The sequence below is a fragment of the Microbacterium sp. MYb64 genome (assembly GCF_002979495.1).
In the GTDB taxonomy this organism is placed as follows: domain Bacteria; phylum Actinomycetota; class Actinomycetes; order Actinomycetales; family Microbacteriaceae; genus Microbacterium; species Microbacterium azadirachtae_A.
In genome coordinates this window covers 154,606-169,903 of record NZ_PCOW01000003.1, presented here as the reverse complement: position 1 = coordinate 169,903, position 15,298 = coordinate 154,606, and the positions used below count along the sequence as shown (strand labels likewise).

The following is a 15,298-nucleotide window of genomic DNA, read 5'->3' as shown; positions in this document are numbered from 1 at the left end:
TCCTCGCTCGCGTCCAGCCTAGCCAGTAGGCGGGTCCAGTGAGGCATCGGAATCGGATCCCGCGCCGACGAGCACGGAATCGAGGCCGTCCGTGGATCCGAGAGTCGCCGAAGGTCCGGCGAGGTGGGCGCGGATCGCCTCCGCGAGGGCCGGCCCGATCCCCTGCACCTCCTGGATCTCCGCGGAACCCGCGCGGCGCAGGGCGGCAACGGATCCGAAGTGCCGCAGCAGCGTCTTGATCCGTGCCGCGCCGAGGCCGGGGACCTCGCCGAGGATCGAGGCGATGTCGCGCTTGCGGCGCTTGCGCTGATGGGTGATCGCGAACCGGTGCGCCTCGTCGCGCAGACGCTGGACGAGGTAGAGGGCCTCGCTCGTGCGGGGCAGGATGACGGGGTACTCCTCCCCCGGCAGCCAGAGCTCCTCCAGCCGCTTGGCGATGCCGCACAGGCCGATCCCGGTGCGACCGGCGTCGCGGAGCGCACGCGCCGCCGCCTCGACCTGCGGCTTGCCGCCGTCGACGATGAGCAGCTGCGGCGGGTACGCGAAGCGCGGCTTGCGGCGCTCCGTCACGACCAGCTCCGCTGCGTCTCCGAGAGCGTCGCCGGCATCGGCGATCACCGCCGTCGCCTCGAGCTCCTCCGGCGCGTCGATGTGGGCGAGGCGGCGACGCAGCACCTGGTACATGGAGTCGGTGTCGTCGGTGGTCTCGGCGATGTTGAACGACCGGTACTGATCCTTGCGCGGCAGGCCGTCCTCGAACACGACCATCGAGGCCACCACGTTCGTGCCGCCGAGATGCGAGATGTCGAAGCACTCGATCCGCAGCGGCGCATCGTCGAGGCCGAGCGCGTCCTGAAGATCGGTGAGCGCCTGCGTGCGCGTCGAGTAGTCGCTGGAGCGGCGCGTCTTGTGGCGGATCAGCGCCTGCTGCGCGTTCAGCGTGGCGTTGCGCATGAGCTCCGCGCGCTGACCGCGCTGGGCGACTGCGATCTCGACCTTCTTGCCGCGTCGTGCGCGCAGCCACTCCTCGAGTTCCGCGGCGTCGTCCGGCAGCGCCGGCACCAGCACCCGCCGGGGCACCTGCTCCCCGCTCGCCTCGCCGTACGTGCGCTGCAGGATCTGGTCCACCAGATCGGCGCCCGAGATGTCGATCTCCTTGTCGAGCGTCGACGCCCGCACACCGCGCACGCGTCCTCCGCGGATCACGAAATGCTGGATCGCGGCGGACAGCTCATCCTCCGCAATGCCGAACAGATCCGCGTCTTCATCCTGCGGGAGCACCAGGGCGCTTCGGCCCAGCACCGCGTCGATCGACGCGAGCTGGTCGCGGTACTTCGCCGCGCTCTCGTAGTCCATCGCCGCCGATGCCTCGTGCATGCGCCGCGTGAGGTCCCGGGTGAACCGCTCATCCCCGCCCTCCATGAACGCGATGAAGTCGTCGACCATGGCGCGGTGCTCGGCGATCGACACCTTCATGGAGCACGGTCCGCCGCACTTCCCGATCTGGCCGGGGAAGCACGGGCGCCCGGTCTGCATCGCCTTGCGATAGCTGGCGTCGCTGCAGGTGCGGATCGGGAACACCTTGATCATCAGGTCGATGGTGTCGTGCACCGCCCACACCTTGGGATACGGCCCGAAGTACTTGGCCCCGGGGATCCGCCGGTTGCGGGTGACGATCACCCTCGGCGCCTCGTCGGAGAGCGTGATCGCCATGAACGGGTAGGACTTGTCGTCCTTGTAGCGCACGTTGAACGGCGGATCGAACTCCTTGATCCACATGTACTCGAGCTGCAGCGAATCGACGTCCGTGGGGACCACGGTCCACTCCACGGAAGCGGCCGTCGTGACCATCCGTCGAGTGCGCTCGTGCAGGGTCCGCAGCGGCGCGAAGTAGTTCGACAGCCGCTGACGGAGGTTCTTGGCCTTGCCGACGTACAGCACCCGCCCCTGCGCGTCGCGGAACCGATACACGCCGGGGTCGGTCGGGATCTCTCCCGGTCTCGGCTTGTACGGGAGTTGTTCTGCCATCAACCCGCCTTGCGCTCGAGCACCCGCCGCGCTCCGGGGCGTCCTGCGGCGATGGCGGCGTCGAGGACCTCCGCGAGGAACGCGCCCGTGTGGCTGTCGGCGTTGCGCGCGACCTGTTCCGGTGTGCCGGTCGCGATGATCTGCCCGCCGCCGGATCCGCCCTCGGGTCCGAGGTCGATGACCCAGTCCGCCGACTTGATGACGTCGAGGTTGTGCTCGATCACGATGACCGTGTTGCCCTTGTCCACGAGCCCGTTCAGCACCTCGAGGAGCTTGCGCACGTCCTCGAAATGCAGACCCGTGGTCGGCTCGTCGAGCACGTAGATCGAGCGGCCGTTGCTGCGGCGCTGGAGCTCGGTGGCGAGCTTGACGCGCTGCGCCTCGCCCCCGGAGAGCGTGGTCGCCGACTGGCCGAGCCGCACGTACCCGAGGCCCACGTCGACGAGCGTCTTCATGTAGCGGTGGATCGCCTGGATCGGCTCGAAGAACTCCGCGGCCTCCTCGATGGGCATCTCGAGCACCTCTGCGATGTTCTTGCCCTTGTAGTGCACGGCCAGGGTGTCGCGGTTGTACCGCTTGCCGTGGCAGACCTCGCAGTCGACGTAGACGTCGGGCAGGAAGTTCATCTCGATCTTGATCGTGCCGTCGCCGGAGCACGCCTCGCAGCGCCCGCCCTTGACGTTGAAGCTGAACCGCCCGGGCTGGTAGCCGCGCACCTTGGCCTCTGGCGTCTCGCTGAACAGCGTGCGGATACGGTCGAACACGCCCGTGTAGGTGGCAGGGTTCGACCGCGGGGTGCGACCGATCGGCGCCTGGTCGACGTGCACGACCTTGTCCAGGTTGTCGAGCCCGGTGACCCTGACGTGCTTGCCGGGAACCGTGCGCGCCCCGTTCAGCCGCGACGCGAGCACGCGGTACAGGATGTCGTTCACGAGGGACGACTTCCCGGAGCCGCTGACACCGGTGACCGCCGTCAGCACCCCGAGCGGGAAGTCCGCCGTGACGTTGCGGAGGTTGTTCTCCTTCGCCCCGACCACGCTGAGCATGCGCTTGCGATCGATCCGGCGACGCTTCTTCGGCGTGACGATCTCCCGGCGGCCGGCGAGGTAGTCGCTGGTCATCGAGGCCTTCTCGCGGAGCAGCGCGTCGTACGGACCGGAGTGCACGACCAGACCGCCGTTCACACCGGCGCCGGGGCCGATGTCGACCACCCAGTCCGCCGCCTCGATCGTCTCCTCGTCGTGCTCGACCACGATGAGCGTGTTGCCCAGGTCGCGGAGCGTCAGCAGCGTCTCGATGAGTCGCCGGTTGTCGCGCTGGTGCAGGCCGATCGACGGCTCGTCCAGCACGTAGAGCACGCCGGTGAGCCCTGATCCGATCTGCGTCGCAAGACGGATGCGCTGCGCCTCCCCGCCGGAGAGGGATCCGGCCGAGCGGCTCAGGTTCAGGTACGACAGGCCGACCTGCAGCAGGAAGTCGAGCCTCAGCCGGATCTCGCGCAGCACCTGCGCCGCGATCTTCGCCTCGCGCGGGGTCAGCTCCAGGAGCTGCATGAACTCCTGCGCCTCGGCGAGGCTCTTGTGCGAGACCTCGGCGATCGAGTGGCCGTGCACCTGCACGGCGAGCACCTCGGGCTTGAGCCGGTCGCCGTCGCAGACCGGGCAGGGCACCTCGCGCAGGTACTCGCCCCAGCGGCTGCGCTGGGTGTCGCTCTCCGCCTGCTGGTACTGGCGCTCGATGTACGGCACCACGCCCTCGAAGCCGGACGAGTACCGCATCTCGCGCCCGTACCGGTTCTTCCACTTCACGGTGACCTTGTAGTTCTCGCCGTGCAGCACGGCCTCCCGCACATCGGAGTGCAGATCCTGCCAGGGCGTGTCGAGCGAGAAGTCGAGATCCGCGGCGAGCCCCTCGAGCAGGCGCTCGTAGTACTGGAACAGGCCCTTGCCCTGGGTCGTCCAGGGGATGATGGCGCCCTCGCGGATCGACAGCGACTCGTCGCCGAGCATGAGGTCGGCATCGACCGACATCCTGGTGCCGAGGCCCGAGCAGGCGGGGCACGCGCCGAACGGCGCGTTGAAGGAGAACGTGCGCGGCTCGATCTCGGTGAGCGTGATCGCGTGCCCGTTGGGGCAGGCCAGTTTCTCCGAGAACGACTGCCAGGCGTCGTCCCCCTCCCCGTCCACGAAGTTCACCTGGATGACGCCGCCGGCAAGGCCGAGCGCCGTCTCGACGGAGTCGGTGACACGGCCCAGGATGTCGGGGGCGGCGACGAGGCGGTCCACGACCACGCCGATGTCGTGCTTGTAGCTCTTCTTCAGCACCGGCGGCTCGGCGAGCTGCACGAGCTCGCCGTCGACGATCGCGCGCGCGTAGCCCTTGGCGCCGAGCTCACGGAAGAGGTCGACGAACTCGCCCTTCTTCTGGCTCACGACGGGTGCGACGATCTGGTAGCGGGTGCGCTCGGGCAACTCCATGAGCTGATCGGCGATCTGCTGCACGGTCTGACGCTGGATCCGCTCACCGCACTGCGGGCAGTGCGGCACGCCGATGCGCGCCCAGAGCAGGCGCATGTAGTCGTAGATCTCGGTGATCGTGCCGACCGTGGAACGCGGGTTGCGGTTGGTCGATTTCTGATCGATCGACACCGCGGGGCTCAGGCCCTCGATGAAGTCGACGTCTGGGCGGTCGACCTGGCCGAGGAACTGACGGGCGTAGGCGCTGAGGGACTCGACGTAGCGGCGCTGCCCCTCGGCGAAGATCGTGTCGAAGGCGAGGCTCGACTTCCCGGATCCGGAGAGGCCGGTGAAGACCACCAGGGAGTCACGCGGGATCTCGAGGTCGACGTTGCGGAGATTGTGGACACGAGCGCCTCGGACGCTGAGTCTTCCGGGGCTGGTTACGGGTACGATCGGCACCCGTCAAGTCTAGGAGCGGCCACCGACATTGGCTCCGGGGGCGACCGCGGAGGGCCCCGCATCGGACCCGGCGGCGGTGCGCGACGCGGTCCGCTGCCCCGGATCCGGCCCCAGCGAGACCCGCAGAGCGATCGCGCTGACCCCCGTCAGAACGGCGGCGCCGAGCGGTGCCAGCCAGGCGAAACCCGGCCCGTGCAGCGGCGGCACCGCGAGCGCCATGAGCGCCGCGACCGCCTGCGCGACGGCCTGGATCACCAGCAGCCGGCGGATGCCGGGCAGCAGCACCGACGGCCGGATCCGCGAGCGCCATGGCACCGCCCAGGCCCAGGAGGCGATCACGTGGGCGGCGTGGATCAGCAGCACGGCCAGCGCGGTGCGTCCCGCCGAAGGTTCGGTCAGGACCACTCCCAGGGCCATGCAGGACATGCCGAGCCACGAGCCCATGGACCGCGGGAGGAAGACGGAGAGCACGGATGCGGCACCGGCGACCCACCACCACATCGGATACGGGTTCAGCAGCAGCACGCCGCCGAGGACGACGACGGCAGCGCCGATGCGCAGCACCGGCGCTGGCACCGACCCCGCCGCGGTCAGCTCGTGCGGGCCTCTCATCTGGGCACCCCGCGTCCTCGATCGCGTCGCGCGATGCGGGCCGCGATCCGCAGGGCGGCCCTCGGATCGTCTGCATCCCAGGAGACCACTTCGACCCCCGCGCCCCTCAGATCGTCGAGCACACCGGCGCGCTCGAGCAGGAGGGTCCGCATCGCGAGGCCCTGCGCGGCGCTGAGCCGCTGCGTGCGCGGCGTCGGAAGCACGTCGATCGCGACGACCGCCTGCCCGCCGGAGCTCCACCGCAGCGCCAGATCGGCCGCGGCCCCGTCGAAGAACGTCGACAGCACGAACACGATCGACCCGGGGGGCACGGGCGGCGTGCGCCGGTACCGCGTGCCGTCGCCGTCGGCGCCGGTGCCGGCGATCACGCCGCGCAGCCGTTCGAGATGCCGGGCTCCGGATCCGCTGCGCAGCGTCCGGCCGCCGGGCGAGAGCGCGTGGAACGCGACGCGGTCGCCGGCCCCGATCGCGGAGGCCGCGACCGAGAGCGCCGCCTCCCGTCCGAGGTCCATCGAGGTGGGCCCGCTGCGCGCCGTCGCGCCGCTCCCCCACGTCGCGACGACCGCGCCGAGATCGTCGGCGGTGTCGAGTGCGATCACCACCGCGCTGTCGCTCAGCGCGTTGGTCCGGCGCACCAGCAGATCGCCGGGGCGCCGCGCCATCCGCGCCGTCGCCCGCCAGTCCACCCTGCGCAGCTCATCGCCCGGCGCGAACGGGTGGATGTCGCGGAAGTCCCCACCGCTGCCCCCGCGCTGCCCGTCATGACCGCCGTGCAGCCCGATCAGCCGTGGCGACAGCGGGAGCTCGGCGATCCGCCTGGCGCGAGGGGACGCGGCCCACACCGCGGACACGCGCGGTGTCGGCGCACTCGCCCAGGCGGCGTCGTGGTGCAGTGCGCGGGCCGTGACGGCGAGCGCCTCGGACGGACCGGAGTGCAGGATGCGGGTACGGGTGCGCGCCACCTCTCCGGTGCCCGTCTCGACCTCGCCCGTGCGCTCGCCGCCTTGATCGACCGCGAGCTGCGTCCACTCCGCGTCCGTGATGACGTCGACCGCGCCCACGACCGAGTCCGCGTCCGCCGCGGCGTCCAGGCTCAGGATGATCTCGGCAGAGGATGCGCCCGGCGGCCGGAGCAGCGCCCACACCCCGGCGAGTGCGAGTGGGAGCCCTGCGGCGATCACATCGGGGCGGCCGAAGACGAGCCCCGCGCCGGCCAGGAGCACGGCACCGCAGAACGCCGCCGCGAGAACCGGGGTGCGCTGCCACGACAGAGGTGCGCGCAGCGTCGAGCGGGTCTCGGTCATGGGCGGAGCGCGACGGCGTCGGCCACCGTGGGCGGCACGGGCGTCGTGTTCACGACCGCGCTGACGACGCCCGCCGGATCGACGCCCTGCGCCCATGCCTGAGGGGTCAGGGTCAGCCGGTGCGCGAGCACGGGGATCGCGATGCGCTTGACGTCGTCGGGACGCACGTATCCGCGTCCCTCGATGGCCGCCACGGCTCGTGCCAGCAGGATCAGCGCCTGGGATCCGCGCGGAGAGGCGCCGACCGCCACGTTCGTCGCGGTGCGCGTGCCCCGGACGAGATGCACCGCGTAGCGGATCAGGTCGTCGTCGACGTGGATCCGCTCGACCGCCGCCTGGAGCGCGATCAACTCCGTCGCGTCGATCACGGCGTCCACGTCCGTGTGCTCTCGCTGGCGCCGGATGCGCTGTTCGACGATCCCCGCTTCGTCCTCGGGTTCGGGATAGCCCACGGCGAGGCGCACCATGAAGCGGTCCAGCTGGGCTTCGGGCAGCGCGTACGTGCCCTCGTATTCGATGGGATTCGACGTCGCGATCACGTGGAAGGGTTCGGGCAGCGGGTATCGATGGCCTTCGACGGTCACCTGCCGCTCCGCCATCGCCTCGAGCATCGCGGACTGGGTCTTCGGGGTGGTGCGGTTGATCTCGTCCGCAAGCAGCAGGCCCGTGAAGATCGGTCCCGGACGGAAGCGGAAGTCCCCGGAATCCGGCGCGTACACGAAGGATCCCGTGACATCTCCCGGAAGCATGTCCGGCGTGCACTGCAGCCGGCGGAACTCCAGTCCGAGCGCCGCCGCGAGGCTGCGTGCCGCGAGCGTCTTGCCCAGACCCGGGACGTCCTCGAAGAGCACGTGACCGCCGGCGAGGATCGTGGCCAGGGCGAGCGTGAGCGGTTCGTCCATGCCGACGACCGCGGTGCGCACGCCATCGAGCACCCGGGCGGCGGTGCGGGTGATGGCGGCGATGTCGCCGTCGCTGGTCTGATCGATGTTCATGCTCTCTCCGGGGTCGACGGGACGGGCGGGGACTCCAGGGCGCGCAGGACCCGTTCGAGGTCGGGGCTGCGCATCTGGGTGACGATGAGGGCCGCGTGCACTCCGGGACCGAGGATCGCGTCGACCGCTGCGGCGTCGGCCTGCTCGAGGGACAGGCCGTGCTCGCGCAGTCGTCGGTCCGCGAGCGCGGAGACCCGGCGGCGCAGCGGCATCCCCACGGCCCCCGTGCGCGCGTCGATGGCCCAGGCCAGCCGGGACACGTCGGAGCCGCGGGCGAACTGCTCCGGGGCAGGAGGGGGCCAGAGTCCGGACTCATCGAGGAAACTCTGCTGCGCGATGAGGAGCGCGGCCGCGAAGACGAGGATCCAGGCGATGCCGAAAGGGAGCGGGACGCCGAGGAAATCGAGCAGCAGCGCGACCGGAACGCCGAGGACGATCCAGAGGACGATCAGTACGATCCATCGCCTCACCGCCACACCTCCTCGACGATCGCGAGGCACCGGCGCGCGGTCGCACGCCCGCTCTCGTCGGCCTGCACGCCGCCGAATCGCACGGATTCGTACAGTCCCAGCAGCGTCTCGAGCTCCGTATCCACTCCCGGCCGCCGACGGAGGATCCGCAGCGCGAACTCCCCCGGCGTCTCGGACGGGAGGCGCGACCGGCCTGCACGGGAGGTCGCCTCCTCCAGATGCACCCACGCCGCGACGATCGCATCGCCGGGGTCGCGGTGGGTCTCGATCGCTTCCTGTGCGTCAGCCGCGGCGCTGCGGATCGCTCCTGCGTCCACGGACTCGTCTCCGGCGACAGCGCCGGCGCCGGCATCGCCCGCGCCGCCGATCTCGCGACTCAACGGGCGAGCGGCCCAGAGCGCGCGGGCCAGGCGCCAGAACAGCCACGCGAGGACCGCCAGGAAGCACGCGGCGATCACGAGCTCGATGACGGCGACGATGATGCCAAGGATCGGGCTGTCGGGAAGCTGCCCGGCCGGTACGCCGCCCGGCGTCTGCGTCCCGCTCGTGGGGGTCGGCAGCGGATTCCGGCGCTCGAGCGCTATGTCGCCGAACTGCGGCACGCCCTGCAACGCGGCGATCGCCATCAGCAGCGCAGCCAGAAGCACCACGCCCGCGAGTGCTCCCGCCAGCGGAGACGTGCGAATTCGCGGGTCGTCGCGGACCATGCCCTCACCCTACGGGGTGGCACTCGCCCCCGCGATCACGGCCCGCCGCAGGTCGCGCGACGAGCCCTCGCACCGAAGTCTTCAGAGCTCGATCGCTCCGGCGAATCGGATCAGCCCGTCGCGCACGGACTCCACCTCAGGCACGGTCATGCCGAGCCGCGTCATCACCTGCCGGGGCACGTCCAGAGCCTGCTCACGCAATGCCGTCCCCTTCGCGGTGAGGGCGATGTCGAGCCGGCGCTCATCGGTGACGCTGCGGTGCCGCTCGATCAGACCGTCGGATTCGAGTCTCTTGACGAGCGGCGAGGCCGTCGCCGGATCCATCGCCAAGGCGCTCGCGAGGTCGCCGAGCGACCGCGGCGACTGCTCCCACAGCGCCAGCATCGCCAGGTACTGGGGATGCGTCAGACCGAGCGGTTCGAGGATCGGGCGATAGATGCCGACCACGTTGCGCGCGGCCGTCACGAGCGCGAAGCACAGCTGGTTCTCCAGGCGGAGCAGGTCGTCGGGTGTGGAATCGGTCACCCCACGATGTTACCAACTGCCCTAATCATTAGTACACTAAACATCATGACGAACACTCCCGCGGAGCGCCCACCGCTCCGGCAGCGCATCCGTGAGGCGGGCGGACTGTACGCATGGATCAACACCAACCTGATCCGCTTCGCCGGCCCGGCCTCCGTCGGGCCCTACGAGGCGACGCCTCCGCCGTCCGCCGCGGAGCGAGCGCAACGCGCATGCCCGCTGTGCGGCGAACCGATGACGGCCCACGAGATCGACCGCAGCGGCCCGAAGCCACTCATGCACTGCCCCTGACTCTCCGCGCCCCGACCAGGACAGAGTCGCCCGCGGCGCGCCCGTGACCGGCGTCCCGCCGGGGTCACGCCGCGCCGGCGTCCTCCCGCGCGACGTCGATCCACTGCATGAGCGCGGCATCATCGGCGATCACCTCGGGAGACACGTCGAGCCAGTTGTCGCTCATCGTGCGCGCACCCATGACCGCACGGGACACGCCACGCTCGGTCAGCAGCGCGGCGGCACGCTCAGCCTCGACACGCACCAGCAGTACTCCTCCCTTGCGCGCACCGACCAGGATCCTGCCGCCGCTGAGGAAGGCGCAACTGCCGAACATCGCACGTTCCTCGATCTCGCCGGCGCCGCCCAGCAGGGCGCGGATCCGGTCGGCCAGCTCGACAACCGACGCATCCACCATGTCGCCTCCTCCGCCCGCAGTCTCCGGCCGACACGCGTCAGGCGTGTCCGGCCCGCTCCATCGCGCGCAGCTCCTTCTTCATGTCCTGCACCTCGTCGCGCAGGCGCGCGGCGAGCTCGAACTTGAGCTCCCCGGCCGCCGCGAGCATCTGCGCGGACAGATCGGCGATCGTGTCCTCGAGCTGTTCGGCGCCCTCCGCCGCGATGCCCTCGCGGCGCAGGTTCGGCGTCGGCGACTTGCCTCGGCCAGATCTGGTGCGCTTGGCGAGCAGCTCGGCCGTGTCCGCACCCTCACGGGCGAGCACGTCGGTGATGTCGGCGATGCGCTTGCGGAGCGGCTGCGGATCGATGCCGTTCTCGGTGTTGTACGCGATCTGCTTCTCGCGCCGCCGCTCGGTCTCCTCGATCGCGTTGCGCATCGAGTCCGTCATGTTGTCGGCGTACATGTGCACCTCGCCCGACACGTTGCGCGCCGCGCGACCGATGGTCTGGATCAGCGACGTGCCGCTGCGGAGGAAGCCCTCCTTGTCGGCGTCGAGGATCGCGACGAGCGACACCTCGGGCAGGTCGAGTCCCTCGCGGAGCAGGTTGATGCCGACGAGCACGTCGTAGACGCCCGCCCGCAGCTCGGTGAGGAGTTCGACGCGACGCAGCGTGTCCACGTCCGAGTGCAGATAGCGCACCCTGACGCCGTGCTCGCCGAGGAAGTCCGTGAGCTCCTCCGCCATCTTCTTGGTGAGCGTGGTGACGAGCACGCGCTCATCGCGTTCGGCGCGGAGCCGGATCTCCTCGAGGAGGTCGTCGATCTGCCCCTTCGAGGGCTTCACCACGATCTGCGGATCCAGAAGACCGGTCGGACGGATGATCTGCTCGACGATGCCGTCCGCGATCCCCATCTCGTACTTGCCGGGCGTCGCGGAGAGGTAGACGGTCTGCCCGATCCTGTTCTTGAACTCGTCCCACCGCAGCGGTCGGTTGTCGAGAGCGCTCGGCAGCCGGAACCCGTGATCGACCAGCGTGCGCTTGCGCGACGCGTCACCCTCGTACATCGCGCCGATCTGCGGGACCGTCACGTGCGACTCGTCGATCACGAGCAGGAAGTCGTCGGGGAAGAAGTCCAGCAGCGTGTGCGGCGGCTCGCCCGCCTCGCGTCCGTCCATGTGCCGCGAATAGTTCTCGATACCGGAGCAGAAGCCGAGCTGCTGCAGCATCTCCAGGTCGAAGCTGGTGCGCATGCGCAGCCGCTGCGCTTCGAGCAGCTTGCCCTGGCGCTCGAGCTCGGTGAGGCGCTCGGTGAGCTCCTCCTCGATCTGGCCGATCGCTCGCTGCACCACGTCCGTGCCCGCCACGTAGTGCGAGGCGGGGAAGATCGGCACGGAATCGAGCTTGGCGATCACCTCGCCCGTGAGCGGGTGCAGCGAGTACAGCGCCTCGATCTCATCGCCGAACAGCTCGATGCGGATCGCGTGCTCCTCGTAGACCGGGATGATCTCGATCGTGTCACCGCGCACGCGGAAGTTGCCGCGGGAGAAGTCGACGTCGTTGCGGTTGTACTGCATGGCGATGAACTGCCGGATGAGCGCGTCGCGGTCGTAGCGCTCCCCCACCTGCAGCGCGACCATCGCGCGGAGATACTCCTCCGGAGCACCGAGGCCGTAGATGCAGGAGACCGTGGAGACGACCACCACGTCGCGACGACTGAGCAACGAGTTCGTCGTGGAGTGGCGCAGCCGCTCGACCTCGGCGTTGACGGAGGAGTCCTTCTCGATGAAGGTGTCCGTCTGCGGGACGTAGGCCTCCGGCTGGTAGTAGTCGTAGTACGAGACGAAGTACTCGACGGCATTGTTCGGCATGAGGTCGCGGAACTCGTTCGCGAGCTGCGCCGCGAGCGTCTTGTTGTGCGCGAGCACGAGAGTGGGGCGCTGCACCTGCTCGATGAGCCAGGCCGTGGTCGCGGACTTGCCAGTTCCGGTCGCGCCCAGCAGCACCACGTCGGTCTCCCCCGCGTTGATGCGTGTCGCGAGCTCGGCGATGGCCTGCGGCTGATCACCCGCGGGCACATACTCCGAGATGACTTCGAACGGCCGGACCGAACGTGTGGGTTGCATCCCTTAACACTACGAGGAGCCTCCGACATTGGCGTCGGAGGCTCCTCGGTCGCGGCCGCGGGTCAGGCGTCGTGGACCTTGGGCCCGACGACAGGGCCGTTGTCGAGGGACGAGACGAGACCGTCGATCTTGCGGGTCCCGTCGGTGCTCACGCCCGAGATGTTCAGGGTCAGCGAGTTCAGCGGGGGCACGGCCGAACCGGCGTTGTACGCCAGGTCGAAGCCGGTGATCCCGCTGTAGCAGGCCACCGTCTGCGTCGCCGTCAGCGTCACGGACGTCGCGGTCCGGCTGGCGACGGTCCACACGTTCCCCGCCGACGTGACCGTCGCTCCGGCGAGGGAGAAGGCCGGGTCGCTGTTGTCGAATGTGACCGTGGCGATCAGGTTGAACGGGGTGGAGAAGGTATCGCTGGGGAAGCACGCCTCGACGCGCGACGAGGACGCCGACAGCACGCTGTCCTTCACGTTCGGCGAGGACTCGACGAGCGGTCCGACGCTCTTCGGGTTGGTGGTCGTGCTCGCTGCGGCCATCGGTGCGGCGGCGGCGACGGCGATGACGGGCATGGACCATGCTGCGCCCTTGATCACGGTACGGCGCGAGAGGCCGCTCTTGACGTCGGTCATGATGTTGCACTCCAGATATCGGTTGAGCCAACGGCTCGGAAACCGAGATCGCGCACGTCTCAGGGTCGACGCGCACGACGGAGACGCCACGCGTCCAGCACCCAGAAACTCCCCAGAGCTTTCCCCATTGTCCCCACAGCGCTTCCCGGCGCTGCCCCACGAGCGAAGATATATCATCCTGGGGAATAATGCAAACCATACGAACAAACTGTCCGATCGTTTGGTTTCTCCAGGTGTTGACAGTTGTTTCGCCCTGTTCAGACGGCAATATGTGGCATATCACCACGGCTCCCCTACAGTGGTCCCGTGCTCGAATTCGTGATCGGCTCCAGCCTCGCCGCCGCGGCGGGCCTGAACGCGTGGATCCCGCTGTTCCTCCTCGGCCTGGCAGCGAAGCTCCTGCCCGCGGTCGCTCTCCCGGCCGGCTGGTCATGGCTGAGCAGCGACATCGCGCTCTGGGTCATCGGCGCGCTGCTGGTGCTGGAGATCATCGCGGACAAGATCCCGGCACTGGACTCGCTGAACGACATCGTGCACAGCATCATCCGGCCGGCGGCGGGCGGAATCGCCTTCGGCGCCGGTGCGAGCGCGCAGACGATCGCGGTCGACGACCCCGGCTCGTTCTTCTCGGAGCACACCTGGATCCCGGTCGTCGCCGGCGTCGTGATCGCCCTCGCCGTGCACGCGGCCAAGGCCATGGGGAGAGTCGCGGCCAACGCGGCGACGGCCGGCATCGCCGCCCCGGTGCTCAGCACGGCGGAGGACATCGCCGCGTTCGTCCTGAGCACGGCCGCGATCGTCGTGCCCGTCGTCGCCGCGATCCTGCTGCTGTGCCTGATCGTCGCGATCGTCATCGTGGTGCGGCGGCGATCGCGGCGCCGCCGGGCCCGCGCAGTACCCGAGTAGCCTCAGGCCCCGCGCGTCCAGACGTACGGAGTGGTGGTCGTCACCTTGCGCATCCCGGAGCGCTCCAGGATCGGCCGAGAGAACTCGGTCGAGTCGGAGTGCAGATACCGCAGCCCCCGGCGCAGCGCGGCCTGCGCCCGCTTCGCGGTCAGAGCGCGGTACACGCCGCGTCCGCGCCATTCCGGAACCGTCGCACCGCCCCATACGCCTGCGAACTCGGTACCGGCGACGGGCTCGAGACGGCCCGCGCTGATCATGTGCCCCTCAGCCTCCGCGACCCACAGCACGACATCGTCGCCGGCGGCGACGCGGGCGAGCGTGCGCTGCGCCCTCTCTTCGCCGTCGCCGTGCCCGAACACGTCGGCCTGCATCCGCTCCATCGCCACGATGTCGACCTCGTCGCGGACTTCGCGCAGCACCACTCCCTCCGGCACCGGCACATCGGCCGCGAGGGCCGTCGCCTCGCCGAGCATCACCGACTCCGTCTCTTCCGGGACGAAGCCCGCGTCGCGCAGCGCGGCCTCGAGCCCGGGCGCGACGTCGTGCCCTCGGGTCTTCCACTCCGCCGAGCGCACGTCCGGCAGCGCCTCGAAGCGCGCACGCACCTCGAGGACCAGCGAGCGGATGCGCCGCTCCCCCAGGCCGGCGAGGTCGACGTAGCTCGCGAAGCCGGTGCCGCCGGGGAATACCCCCACGGAGACGGGGCCGATGAGGCGCACTCCCTCGGCGCCCGCCAGCTCCGCCTCGCCCCGCAGCTGGGCGTCGTACGCCGCGAGCAGGTCGGTCATGCCGTCGCACCCGTCCGCAGGCGCGCCCACAGCACATCGGTCTGGCGAAGGGTGTCCTCGAGCGACCCGGCGGTATCGATGAGCACATCCGCGATCTCGCGGCGCCGCTCGTCCGGCACCTGCGACGCGATCCGCTTCTGCGCCTCGGCGCGATCGAGACCCCTGTCATGCACGAGCCGCTCCTCGCGCACCGCGGCGGGCGCATCGGCGACGACGATCAGATCCCAGGGATCGTCCACCCGCGCCTCGACCAGCAGCGGGACATCGTAGACGACGACCGCAGCCGGATCCGCGGCCAGTGCCGCCGCGAACCGGCGCTGCGACTCCTCCTTGACGGCCGGGTGCACGATGGCGTTCAGCCGGCCGAGCGCCTCCGCGTCGCCGAAGACCCGTGCCCCGAGCCGCGCGCGATCGAGCGCGCCATCGGGCTGGATCATCTCGGCCCCGAATTCGGTCGCGAGGCGCGCGAGCACGGGCGATCCCGGCGCCTGCACGTCACGGACGATCCGGTCCGCATCGATGACGGCGGCGCCGTGCTCGGCGAGCCGGGCCGCGATCGTGGACTTGCCCGACGCGATGCCGCCGGTGAGCGCGATGAGGGGCATGCTGCCAGTCTCGCACGCCGCT

Annotated in this window: 15 protein-coding genes; 2 read left to right on the top strand and 13 right to left on the bottom strand. The window is 70.1% G+C overall.

The window, feature by feature from the left end:
- Positions 1-18: 18 nt before the first annotated feature.
- The 8 genes from uvrC to CQ044_RS04670 all read right to left on the bottom strand — a co-directional run bounded on the left by uvrC (position 19) and on the right by CQ044_RS04670 (position 9,559).
- Positions 19-2,028, bottom strand: coding sequence for an excinuclease ABC subunit UvrC (uvrC, locus tag CQ044_RS04705; protein WP_105687217.1), 2,010 nt, complete (start codon positions 2,026-2,028; stop codon positions 19-21).
- Positions 2,028-4,946, bottom strand: a complete 2,919-nt coding sequence (gene uvrA / locus CQ044_RS04700) for an excinuclease ABC subunit UvrA (RefSeq protein ID WP_045272519.1) — start codon at positions 4,944-4,946, stop codon at positions 2,028-2,030. Before uvrA ends, uvrC begins: the two co-directional genes overlap by 1 nt.
- Positions 4,947-4,955: 9 nt before the next feature.
- Positions 4,956-5,558, bottom strand: a complete 603-nt coding sequence (locus CQ044_RS04695) for a hypothetical protein (RefSeq protein ID WP_105687215.1) — start codon at positions 5,556-5,558, stop codon at positions 4,956-4,958.
- On the bottom strand, positions 5,555-6,862 hold the full coding sequence (locus CQ044_RS04690; RefSeq protein ID WP_105687214.1) for a DUF58 domain-containing protein: 1,308 nt from the start codon (positions 6,860-6,862) through the stop codon (positions 5,555-5,557). The genes CQ044_RS04695 and CQ044_RS04690 overlap by 4 nt, the downstream gene beginning before the upstream one ends.
- A complete protein-coding gene (locus tag CQ044_RS04685; protein WP_105687212.1) occupies positions 6,859-7,857 on the bottom strand; it encodes a MoxR family ATPase in 999 nt (332 codons plus the stop codon). Before CQ044_RS04685 ends, CQ044_RS04690 begins: the two co-directional genes overlap by 4 nt.
- Positions 7,854-8,327 (bottom strand): hypothetical protein, encoded by a 474-nt coding sequence (locus tag CQ044_RS04680; RefSeq protein WP_146116735.1) that lies wholly within the window; start codon positions 8,325-8,327, stop codon positions 7,854-7,856. Before CQ044_RS04680 ends, CQ044_RS04685 begins: the two co-directional genes overlap by 4 nt.
- Positions 8,324-9,034, bottom strand: coding sequence for a DUF4129 domain-containing protein (locus CQ044_RS04675; protein ID WP_105687209.1), 711 nt, complete (start codon positions 9,032-9,034; stop codon positions 8,324-8,326). The genes CQ044_RS04680 and CQ044_RS04675 overlap by 4 nt, the downstream gene beginning before the upstream one ends.
- Before the next feature lie 81 nt (positions 9,035-9,115).
- Positions 9,116-9,559, bottom strand: coding sequence for a MarR family winged helix-turn-helix transcriptional regulator (locus CQ044_RS04670; RefSeq protein ID WP_258133163.1), 444 nt, complete (start codon positions 9,557-9,559; stop codon positions 9,116-9,118).
- A gap of 45 nt (positions 9,560-9,604) precedes the next feature.
- On the opposite strand from CQ044_RS04670, the gene CQ044_RS04665 reads away from it, so the two are divergent.
- Positions 9,605-9,850 carry a hypothetical protein gene (locus CQ044_RS04665; RefSeq protein WP_045272513.1) on the top strand — a complete coding sequence of 82 codons (246 nt, stop codon included), beginning with the start codon at positions 9,605-9,607 and terminating at the stop codon, positions 9,848-9,850.
- Between the two features lie 64 nt (positions 9,851-9,914).
- Here CQ044_RS04665 and CQ044_RS04660 read toward each other — a convergent pair whose 3' ends face one another.
- The 3 genes from CQ044_RS04660 to CQ044_RS04650 all read right to left on the bottom strand — a co-directional run bounded on the left by CQ044_RS04660 (position 9,915) and on the right by CQ044_RS04650 (position 12,977).
- Positions 9,915-10,247: a TfoX/Sxy family protein gene (locus CQ044_RS04660; protein WP_258133162.1), complete on the bottom strand. Its 333-nt coding sequence runs from the start codon at positions 10,245-10,247 to the stop codon at positions 9,915-9,917.
- 37 nt (positions 10,248-10,284) lie between these two features.
- Positions 10,285-12,354, bottom strand: a complete 2,070-nt coding sequence (uvrB, locus tag CQ044_RS04655) for an excinuclease ABC subunit UvrB (RefSeq protein WP_105687207.1) — start codon at positions 12,352-12,354, stop codon at positions 10,285-10,287.
- Between the two features lie 62 nt (positions 12,355-12,416).
- Positions 12,417-12,977 (bottom strand): hypothetical protein, encoded by a 561-nt coding sequence (locus CQ044_RS04650; RefSeq protein ID WP_105687205.1) that lies wholly within the window; start codon positions 12,975-12,977, stop codon positions 12,417-12,419.
- Between the two features lie 306 nt (positions 12,978-13,283).
- On the opposite strand from CQ044_RS04650, the gene CQ044_RS04645 reads away from it, so the two are divergent.
- Positions 13,284-13,883: a DUF4126 domain-containing protein gene (locus CQ044_RS04645; protein WP_105687204.1), complete on the top strand. Its 600-nt coding sequence runs from the start codon at positions 13,284-13,286 to the stop codon at positions 13,881-13,883.
- A gap of 2 nt (positions 13,884-13,885) precedes the next feature.
- On the opposite strand, the gene CQ044_RS04640 is transcribed toward CQ044_RS04645, so the two are convergent.
- Complete coding sequence (locus CQ044_RS04640) at positions 13,886-14,671, bottom strand: GNAT family N-acetyltransferase (protein ID WP_105687343.1); 786 nt, start codon at positions 14,669-14,671, stop codon at positions 13,886-13,888.
- Complete coding sequence (gene coaE / locus CQ044_RS04635) at positions 14,668-15,276, bottom strand: dephospho-CoA kinase (protein ID WP_105687202.1); 609 nt, start codon at positions 15,274-15,276, stop codon at positions 14,668-14,670. Before coaE ends, CQ044_RS04640 begins: the two co-directional genes overlap by 4 nt.
- Positions 15,277-15,298: the final 22 nt, after the last annotated feature.

Excerpts from the sequence above, each read along its gene's own strand:
- uvrC (WP_105687217.1), bottom strand. The coding sequence starts at position 2,028 with ATGGCAGAACAACTCCCGTACAAGCCGAGACCGGGAGAGATCCCGACC.
- CQ044_RS04695 (WP_105687215.1), bottom strand. The coding sequence starts at position 5,558 with ATGAGAGGCCCGCACGAGCTGACCGCGGCGGGGTCGGTGCCAGCGCCG.
- CQ044_RS04690 (WP_105687214.1), bottom strand. The coding sequence starts at position 6,862 with ATGACCGAGACCCGCTCGACGCTGCGCGCACCTCTGTCGTGGCAGCGC.
- CQ044_RS04685 (WP_105687212.1), bottom strand. The coding sequence starts at position 7,857 with ATGAACATCGATCAGACCAGCGACGGCGACATCGCCGCCATCACCCGC.
- CQ044_RS04675 (WP_105687209.1), bottom strand. The coding sequence starts at position 9,034 with ATGGTCCGCGACGACCCGCGAATTCGCACGTCTCCGCTGGCGGGAGCA.
- CQ044_RS04665 (WP_045272513.1), top strand. The coding sequence starts at position 9,605 with ATGACGAACACTCCCGCGGAGCGCCCACCGCTCCGGCAGCGCATCCGT.
- CQ044_RS04660 (WP_258133162.1), bottom strand. The coding sequence starts at position 10,247 with ATGGTGGATGCGTCGGTTGTCGAGCTGGCCGACCGGATCCGCGCCCTG.
- uvrB (WP_105687207.1), bottom strand. The coding sequence starts at position 12,354 with ATGCAACCCACACGTTCGGTCCGGCCGTTCGAAGTCATCTCGGAGTAT.
- CQ044_RS04650 (WP_105687205.1), bottom strand. The coding sequence starts at position 12,977 with ATGACCGACGTCAAGAGCGGCCTCTCGCGCCGTACCGTGATCAAGGGC.
- CQ044_RS04640 (WP_105687343.1), bottom strand. The coding sequence starts at position 14,671 with ATGACCGACCTGCTCGCGGCGTACGACGCCCAGCTGCGGGGCGAGGCG.
- coaE (WP_105687202.1), bottom strand. The coding sequence starts at position 15,276 with ATGCCCCTCATCGCGCTCACCGGCGGCATCGCGTCGGGCAAGTCCACG.